Here is a 9,381-nt window from a genome sequence, read left to right on the forward strand (position 1 = left end):
AAATTGAGTAGGTGTGCGAATTGTTTTCAAAATTATTTAGTAACAAACATCTGATTATCCTTTTATTTAGTTTAATTCTTCTTTTTATCTTGGTGTGGACCACACTAGGAAGTCGTGAACTTACATGGCCAGAAAAATTTGTCAAAGATTCCACATCTATGATTCAAGGTTTTATTTATAAACCCGCTAATGCTGTAGCGGGTTTCTTTCAAGATATGTACCAATTTTCGCTGATTTTCAAAGAAAACAAAGCATTAAAAAGTAGTCTGCATCAATATTCGCAAGTGATTGCTGAATTAAATCAATTACGCGCTGAAAATCAAAAGTTAAAAGAAATGTTAGATTATAAAGAGAAAGCGATGAATCAATACCAATTAAAAATGGCAAAAGTCATTTCCAGATCTCCTGAACGTTGGAATAATATGCTGGTGATTGATCAAGGACTAAAAGATGGAATTCAAAAAGATATGGCTGTCATTACGACACAAGGATTGATTGGAAAGGTTTATAATGTCTCTAACTTTTCAGCCAATGTCCAATTAATTTCCGATAGTGAGCATGGTGGATTTATCTTTGCTGCGATTCAGAGCAACCCCCAAGCTTATGGAGTTATTGATGGTTACGATGTAACGAAAAATGAGTTGAGATTAACTAAAATCGAATTAGATGTGAAATTAGAACCTGGTCAATTAGTAACAACATCTAATTTAGGTGGTACATTCCCAAATGGGCTTGTAATTGGCAAGATCGTTCGTGTAGACGAAGGAGAAAATGGATTTACCAAGACAGCTTATGTAAAACCAGAAGCCAATTTATATCATATTGATGATGTATTTGTCGTACAAAAAACAGGAGTAAAGGAGGGGGAGTAGATGCAAAAGTTTTGGACCTATAGCATCCTCTTTCTTCTTTTCATTTTAGAAGGAACAGTTTTTCAATTTTTGTCCGTCGATTATTTTTACTCATTGGTTACCATTGTTCCTCATTTTGTTTTAGTGTTAATTGTCTTCATTTCTATCTTTCAAGATAGAAAGAAAGGTTTATTCATTGGGCTTATTTTTGGTTTTTTGTATGATGTCGTTTACGGAAAGATGATCGGAATCAACTTAATGGGAATGGCTTTGGTTGGTTATTTTAGCGGCTGGTTAACACTTTATTTTCAGCGAAGTTTCCCTTTATACGTCATGATTGAAACATTGACTATTTTTTTGTTTGAATTATACTCTTTTGGAACTTTGCGATTATTTCAACTCATTGATATTTCATTGAAGTGGGCCTTTATTCAAGTCATGATTCCTACTGTTATTGTTAATGGAATTTTTGCTATTCTTATTTTTAAACCATTTCAATTTTTAATTGAAGAGGAAATGATCGAAGATAAGGTTTAGATTGGGGTGAAAACGATGAAAAAGAAAGCAAAAAAACCCATCGCCATACGAAGAATGAATCTACTTTTTTTCCTCGTTTTTTTATTTTTTGCAGGAATTATCTTTCGACTATCCTTCGTTCAATTGGTAGAAGGCAAAAATTACAAGACTTTAGCGAATACTTACCGTGAAAAAAGTATTCCTATTACTGCACCTCGAGGACTGATTAAAGATGCGAACCATCAGGTACTGGTGAATAATAAAACGATTTGGACCGTTACCTTTCAAATCAACGAACAACAAAAACAGGATTATGATCAAATTGCTGAAACATTAGCAAACTTGGTGGTTAAACCTGGTGAAAAGAAAGAAGAAGTCAAAAAGACAATATTAGAAAACATGGATATTGGTCCTTTTTATAAAGATTCGAAATACATTCCGCGAACGATTTTAGAAGATGTGGATGAAAAGACGAGAGCTTATATTGAAGAACACAAAGAAGAATTACCAGGGGTTGAGGTAATTCCAGATCAGATGAGAAATTATCTGTATAAGGATTTTATGGCACAAACCATTGGTTATACGCGAAAAATACCTGCTGGTGAATTGGAATATTATCAAGCATTAGGATATAAATCGTCTGACCGAATTGGGAAACAAGGTTTAGAAAAACAATATGAAAGTGTTTTGCATGGGAAGGACGGTTACTCTCTCGTTGAGGTAAATAGCTCTTATGAAGCGATAAGACAAAAGGATTATGTTGCTCCAGTTCCAGGAAATAACCTTATTCTAACCATTAACAAAAACTTTCAAGATGCAGTCGAAAAAGCATTAGCTGACCAAGTGAATGCTTTACGGCCGAAATATAAGGATGTAAAAGTAGGAATGGCGGTCGTCATGAATCCCAAAACGGGCGCAGTATTGGCACTAGCCAATTATCCGCGTTATGATTTGAATATTTGGAATGGACTTGTTAGCCAACAATTATATGAACAAATCCGTGATTATGAACCGAATCATGCCATTCAAAGTGGACATCCTGTTGGTTCTACGTATAAGCCATTAACCATTTTGACAGGTCTTCAAGAAAAAGTTATCACAACTGGTACAATCATTCAGGATACAGGGCGATTACAATACGATCGAAGAGCAGATGGCAGTGCAATCGTGATGAAGAACTTCGATGGTCACGTTTATGGTTCATTAAATATTCAAAAGGCACTGCAAAAATCAAGTAATATTTTCATGGCAGAAATCGCCTTACGAATGAAACAAAAATATGGGATTGAAAAGACGTTAGAGCGGCAACGTTATTATGATCATATGTTTGGTTTAGGTGTAAAGACAGGAATCGATCTTCCAGAGGAAACAACAGGGATTACTTCTTCTGCGCCTAACTATGTTCAGCATTCAATCGGACAACATGATACTTTTACGGTGATGCAATTGGCTCAATATGTAAGCACGATTGCCAATAACGGTTATCGAATGAAGCCTTATTTAGTACAAGCAATTGAAGAGGGGACTCAATCGGGAACAGGTGGAAGAATAATTTATCATCATGAGCCTGAAGTATTAAATAAAATACCAATGTCCGATCAATATATCCAAGCTGTAAAACAAGGAATGTATTTAGTTACTCAACCCGGAGGTACGGCTTATTCTGCGCTAAAAGGGATACCCATTAAAGTAGGAGCCAAAACGGGTACAGCTCAGGCGGCTAATCGGAATAAAGATGATAATGCGGTTTTTATTGGTTTTGCGCCTTATGATGATCCTGAAATTGCCTTTGCGATTTTGATTCCTTATGGGGGAACGGGTGGAAGTTCAGCTGGTCCAGTAGCAAGGGCTATCGTTCAAGCTTATATACAGCAAGAACAAATCGATGTCACTGAGGCATCAGTAAACCAACAAACGCCAACAAGTACACCTTAAGACCCATTTTTTAAATGGGTCTTCACTTTTTTAGCGAAAAAGAAGGAAAAAGTAAAAATGATGGCGAATAAAACCTTAGAGGTGATCTTTGGCGATGACGAACAAACAAAATGTGCTCATCAAAGGGACCAAAGATGGCCTAATGTTCCTTCTAAGTGATGATTGTTCATTTGATGAACTCATTCGTGAGTTAAGAGAAAAACTAGAACATAGCCATCAGCATTTCTTAACAGGTCCAATCATGAAAGTTACAATTAAAACGGGTAACCGGAAATTGACGTTATATCAAGAGGAACGGATTCGTGAAATCTTTAAGATTAAGGGGAATCTATTGATTCAAGCAATTGAAGACGAATTAAGAGATCACAATTGGAGTGCGAACCATGTTAAGGTTGTATCGGGAACGATCCGTTCAGGTCAAGTGTATCAATTTAGTGAGAGTATTCTTTTTATCGGTGACGTGAATCCCGGGGGTAATTTATTCTCAACGGGAGATATTTATGTGTTAGGTGCTTTAAGAGGAGTAGCCCATGCAGGAATAAATGGGAATATGGATTCGATAATAGCAGCTTCCATTATGGAACCTACTCAATTAAGAATTGGACATCTTGTAAGTCATCCCCAAGAGAAATGGAAAGGGGATCGAAATAAACAGGAATTTGCCTATGTAAAAGGTGATCAGATAGAACTCGATCAGATTCAACATCTCTCTAAACGAGAGAACTTGTTGGCATCTTTTCAAATAGGAGGCTAGGAAAGATGGGAGAAGCGATTGTAATTACTTCTGGAAAAGGTGGAGTAGGGAAAACAACGACGACAGCAAATATTGGAACAGTTTTGGCTCTATCAGGAAAAAAAGTTTGTCTAGTTGATACAGATATAGGATTACGTAATCTTGATGTTGTCATGGGATTAGAGAATCGAATCCTTTATGATCTTGTCGATGTGATCGAAGGACGCTGTCGTCTTAAACAAGCATTGATTAAGGATAAACGTTTTGATGAACTGTACCTGCTGCCTGCCGCGCAAACGAAAGATAAGAATGCAGTTCAACCACATCAAATGCGAGATTTAATCGCAGAGTTGAAGAAGGAATTTGAATATGTTTTGATTGATTGTCCAGCTGGGATTGAACAAGGTTTCAAAAACGCAGTAGCCGGTGCAGATCATGCGATTGTGGTTACAACTCCTGAGGTTGCTGCCGTTCGTGATGCGGATCGAGTGATTGGTTTACTCGAGAAAGAAAAACACGTAAGTTCGCCAAAGTTGATTATTAATCGGATCAAACCGCAAATGGTAAAAAAAGGTGAGATGCTGGATATTGAGGAAATTGTGTCCATTCTTGCGATTGATTTACTCGGTATTGTACCTGATGATGAATACGTCATTCAAGCAGCAAATAAAGGGGAACCTACTTCTCTGAATACAGAAGCCACAGCGGCAATCGCCTACCGCAATATTGGACGGCGAATTTTAGGCGATACAGTTCCATTAATGAATTTAGAAGAAAAGAAAGGTTTTATGCATAAGTTTAAAAAGCTACTTGGGATAAAATAGCAGGCCTTTATTACAAGGTTTCTGCTTTTTTTTTGAAAAGCAGGTACGGTATAATATTTGTATGCATACGCATGATGGAGGGTATCAATCATGGAATTCTCAAAACGATACTTCAAGTATCTCGATTATTGGATTATATTTATTATTTTTTCTTTAGGGATTTTTAGTTATTTAGGAATATTAAGTGCAAAACCAGACTCTTCGTTTGCGCTGAAACAGATCATTTGGTATGGGATCGGCTTTTTTGTTTTAATAGTGATGTTATTGATTGATTATGAGGTATTAATCCATTTTACTTATGTGCTATATGGGATTGGCCTATTTCTTTTATTGGTCCTTTTATTTGTAGCAGGCAAAACAAAGGGGATTACTGGATGGTTTGAATTTGGCAGTGTCAAATTTCAGCCTTCCGAATTAATGAAGATCATTACGATTATTACGTTAGCCAATTATCTAAACAAACGGGGAGAGCGGCCATTTGAACGATTTGTTGACCTCTATCCGATATTTTTGATTGTTGGTGCACCATTACTTCTCATTTTATTACAGCCGGACTTAGGAACAGCGCTAGTTTTTATTTCGCTTACGTTAAGCATGATGTTAGTCTATGGCGTGAAGTTTCGGCATTTTGCCATTTTAGGCGGTATTGGATCTTTGGGAATATTGGTTTTAGCCTTTTTGTACAATTTTAAACAAGATATCTTTTTTAAAATTATTGAGGAATATCAATGGCACCGACTCACATCATTTATTGATCCAAGTTCTGATCCTTTAGGAAGTGGTTATCAAGTTACACAATCTTTGATTGCTGTTGGCTCAGGAATGTTAAAAGGAGTAGGGCTTCATCAGGGAAGGCAAGGTAGGTATAACTGGGTACCTGAGGCACATACCGATTTTATTTTTTCCGTTTTATCCGAGGAACTTGGGTTTATCGGATCGAGTTTACTCGTACTTCTCTTTTTCTTATTGATCTATCGTGTTGTCCGAATTGGCATCGAATCGAAAGATCGCTTTGGGACATATGTTGCTGCTGGTATAGTTGGAATGTGGGTGTTTACGATTTTTGAAAACATTGGTATGACGATTAGTATTATGCCAATTACAGGGATTCCTTTACCTTTTGTCAGTTATGGGGGAAGCTCAGTTTTGGCCAACTTTATATCAGCAGGATTGATTCTAAACATTGGGATGAGGCGAAAGACATTAATGTTTGATAGTTAATCAATTTTAAAAGCTCAAACATGAGTATTAGGCTTGTATGACTCGTTCATACAAGCCATTATTTGTTCTAAAACCTTTAGGCTTGTCATATTTTGTACTAGATAAGAGACAAGCTGAAAGGGTGAGAATTGTGGGCGTACATAAACATAAAATGCCAAAAAACTCTCGCAGATTTGACCGCCATGAAGAATATAAAGAAAGTAAAATGAATGGATTCAAATGGTTGAGTGCTTTTCTTTTGATCGTTCTTATTTTTTTTATATATCAAATCGATCATCCTTATACAAAAGTAGCGAGACAGTGGGTAGAAGAATCTATGACTAGAGAGTTCAACTTTAAAGGTGTATATGAATGGTATCAACAAACATTTAGTGGAAATCCTGCTATTCTTCCAACTTTTTCAATAAAACAAAAAGAACAAGAGCAAAAATTTGTAAAACCATTTATAAAGCCAGTAAAAAAAATAAAACCATTTAGCCAAGGGATTCTCATTGAACTTAGTCAACCAGATTCGATTGTTTCCGTCGAACAAGGATTAGTAGTTTCAATCAGTGAGGAGCAAAACCTTGGACAAACCATCATTATTCGTCATAAGAACGGAATCGAAAGTATATATGGGATGTTAGATCAATTACAGGTGGAAGAAAATGATTGGCTTCAACCTGGGCAAGCAATTGGAACAGCCAATCAAAACTTATATTTTGCCATCCGCGATCAGTCAAAATATCTCAATCCCATGGATGTGATTGCTTTTGAAGGTCAAAATTAATCCTTTTTTTTGGTTGATTGTTATCGGAGCTATAGCAACGGGGCAATTCATTGAGATCATTACCTTATTTGGTATTGTCATTATTCATGAATTAGGACATATTTTTACTGCAAAAAGTTATGGTTGGAAAATTATCGAAATCCAACTATTGCCTTTTGGCGGAATGGCGAAAGTAGAACAACCTAATGATTCTCGCTTGGAGGAATTTGTCGTCGCGATTGCTGGACCATTACAGAATCTGATGATGATTTTAGTAACCATGGGCTTAGAACGGCTACAAATGTGGTCAAATGAATGGGCCACTTTTTTTATGGAAGCGAATCTTTGGATTGGTCTATTTAATTTATTACCGATTTCCCCACTTGATGGAGAAAAATTGATGAAGGTGTTTTTTTACCTGATTTTCCCCTTTCGCAAGGCACTTACAATATCGCTCTTTATCAGTTTTGTCTTAGCCATTCTTTTACTTTTTTATTCTACAGGGTATTGGAATCACTGGAAATTGAATATGAATGGAATAGTCCTCTCCATTTTTTTTCTTTATCAAAATTGGATCGAAGTTAAGCAAGTTCCCTTTTATTTTTGGCAATTTCTTCTTCGCAAGGCTCAAGCTTCACCAAAACGAAATACTTCTGCCGTGCCATTAATCGTTAAAGAGGATACCCCAGTTTTACATTCTCTTTATCTTTTAAAAAAGGAACGCTATCATCTTTTTTATGTTTTGTCTAATCAGGGGCAGATTCTACGGATCCTCCCTGAAGAAAAACTACTTTCCATCGTCTTTCAAAAGAAGGATCTTTACCAACCAATCGGGAAAATAACTGATTAAGGTTAGGGATCGTTGAAAAAATATGATACAATAAAAAAATATAGTGAACGAGAAAGATGGGGAACATATGAGGAAAATTGTGGTACATGTAGCCGATCAGGAGACAAGGGCTGCAGTGATTGAAGATGAGCGACTGGTTGAATTTCATGTAGAACGGAATATCGATGACCAATTGGTTGGTAATATCTATGTAGGGAAAGTAGCCAATGTTCTACCTGGAATGCAAGCAGCTTTTGTTGATATTGGCGCAGAAAAAAATGCCTTTTTATATATTGATGATGCGATTACACCGAAAGAATATGAAGTCCATGATAAAGATTGGAAACCAAACATTCGGGAAATTTTACGACAAGGACAAGAGATTTTAGTGCAAGTAAAAAAAGAGGCTTTTGGCAATAAAGGGCCAAGGGTAACGACCCATATCTCTTTACCTGGACGCTATTTGGTTTATATGCCGATGGTGAATTATGTAGGAGTTTCACGAAAAATTACAAATGAGGAAGAACGTTTACGTCTAAAAGAGATCGGTGAATCGATCCGAAGCGAAGAGGAAGGAATTATCATTCGAACAGTGGCAGAAGGAGTAGAAGCAGAGTATATACTTCGTGATTTACAGTTTTTGAGAACCCAATGGTCCCGCATCCAAGAGAAAAGCAAATCGATTACCATACCTTCTTTAATCTATCGAGATCTTGGATTAGTTCCAAGATTAGTTCGGGATTTACTATCGGATGAGGTGAAGCAGTTTATCATTGATGATGGCCCTACTTTTCGTCGGATAAAGGAGGCGATTCAATTCTCTGCTCCCGAATTAACTGAACGACTCTATCTCTATACGGATAAGGAGTATATTTTTGATGCTTTTCATATTCAAGGGGAAATTGAAAAGGCTTTAAAACGTAAAGTATGGTTAAAAAGTGGAGGGTACCTGATGATTGACCAAACCGAAGCATTAACGGTCATTGATGTCAATACAGGGAAATTCACTGGGCATTCCAATTTGGAGGATACGGTTTTAAAGACAAATATTGAAGCAGCGGTGGAAATAGCGAGACAATTACGATTGCGGGATATTGGTGGGATTATAATCATTGATTTTATCGATATGAAAGAAGAAAACCATCGTGAAAAAGTTTTACAGATTTTACAAGAGGAAATGAAAAAAGATCGAACGAAATCGAATATCCTAGGACTAACTCAGTTAGGGTTGGTAGAAATGACAAGAAAAAAGATTAGACAAAATTTAGGAAGTATTCTCTTACGAACTTGCCCCTATTGTGAAGGAACCGGACGAGTCGTTTCAGAAGAAGTGATGAAAGAGAGAATTGAACGGGAAATGAAAACTTATCAAGAACATTCCACTTTTCATGCTTTTTTCATCGAGGCACATCCCTATGTTGTTTCTCATCTAGTAGGAAATAATCAAGAGAATCTTCATCGTTTGGAACGGGAATTAGGAAAAAAAATTACGGTGAAAGGAAATCCAAATTTCCATTTTCATCATTATGAAATCCAATTTTTAACATAAACTTTTTATATTCCAATGCACTCATGGAAAACCGTAAGATTAGGAGCAGCGTTAGAACATACAGGTCTATATCATGAATTTTGTATGAGTAAAATTATTGTGGGAGAAAAAATAACCTCTTCATCCAGATAACGGAATTTCTGTTGTCTGGATGAGGAGGACACTAAGCGTAAGC

General features: G+C 36.5%; 9 protein-coding genes. All 9 read left to right on the forward strand.

Annotated elements, in window-relative coordinates; all coding sequences use genetic code 11:
• The first annotated feature begins 20 nt into the window (after positions 1–20).
• The 9 genes from mreC (at position 21) to EDD72_RS11255 (ending at position 9,206) form a co-directional block, all read left to right on the forward strand.
• On the forward strand, positions 21–872 hold the full coding sequence (gene mreC / locus EDD72_RS11215; RefSeq protein WP_165895070.1) for a rod shape-determining protein MreC: 852 nt from the start codon (positions 21–23) through the stop codon (positions 870–872).
• On the forward strand, positions 873–1,388 hold the full coding sequence (mreD, locus tag EDD72_RS11220) for a rod shape-determining protein MreD (protein WP_132770349.1): 516 nt from the start codon (positions 873–875) through the stop codon (positions 1,386–1,388).
• 15 nt (positions 1,389–1,403) lie between these two features.
• Positions 1,404–3,302, forward strand: a complete 1,899-nt coding sequence (locus EDD72_RS11225) for a penicillin-binding transpeptidase domain-containing protein (protein ID WP_132770351.1) — start codon at positions 1,404–1,406, stop codon at positions 3,300–3,302.
• Positions 3,303–3,396: 94 nt separating this feature from the next.
• A complete protein-coding gene (locus EDD72_RS11230; RefSeq protein ID WP_132770353.1) occupies positions 3,397–4,056 on the forward strand; it encodes a septum site-determining protein MinC in 660 nt (219 codons plus the stop codon).
• A gap of 5 nt (positions 4,057–4,061) precedes the next feature.
• Entirely contained in the window at positions 4,062–4,859 is a 798-nt protein-coding gene (gene minD / locus EDD72_RS11235; protein WP_132770355.1) for a septum site-determining protein MinD, read from the forward strand.
• A 90-nt stretch (positions 4,860–4,949) separates the two neighbouring features.
• Positions 4,950–6,080, forward strand: a complete 1,131-nt coding sequence (gene rodA / locus EDD72_RS11240) for a rod shape-determining protein RodA (RefSeq protein ID WP_132770357.1) — start codon at positions 4,950–4,952, stop codon at positions 6,078–6,080.
• A gap of 37 nt (positions 6,081–6,117) precedes the next feature.
• Positions 6,118–6,849 (forward strand): M23 family metallopeptidase, encoded by a 732-nt coding sequence (locus EDD72_RS11245; protein WP_132770359.1) that lies wholly within the window; start codon positions 6,118–6,120, stop codon positions 6,847–6,849.
• Complete coding sequence (locus tag EDD72_RS11250; RefSeq protein WP_165895071.1) at positions 6,833–7,678, forward strand: M50 family metallopeptidase; 846 nt, start codon at positions 6,833–6,835, stop codon at positions 7,676–7,678. Before EDD72_RS11245 ends, EDD72_RS11250 begins: the two co-directional genes overlap by 17 nt.
• A 43-nt stretch (positions 7,679–7,721) precedes the next feature.
• Positions 7,722–9,206: an Rne/Rng family ribonuclease gene (locus tag EDD72_RS11255; protein ID WP_165895072.1), complete on the forward strand. Its 1,485-nt coding sequence runs from the start codon at positions 7,722–7,724 to the stop codon at positions 9,204–9,206.
• Positions 9,207–9,381: the final 175 nt, after the last annotated feature.

It is taken from the genome of Tepidibacillus fermentans (genome assembly GCF_004342885.1).
GTDB classification, from domain to species: Bacteria; Bacillota; Bacilli; order Tepidibacillales; family Tepidibacillaceae; genus Tepidibacillus; species Tepidibacillus fermentans.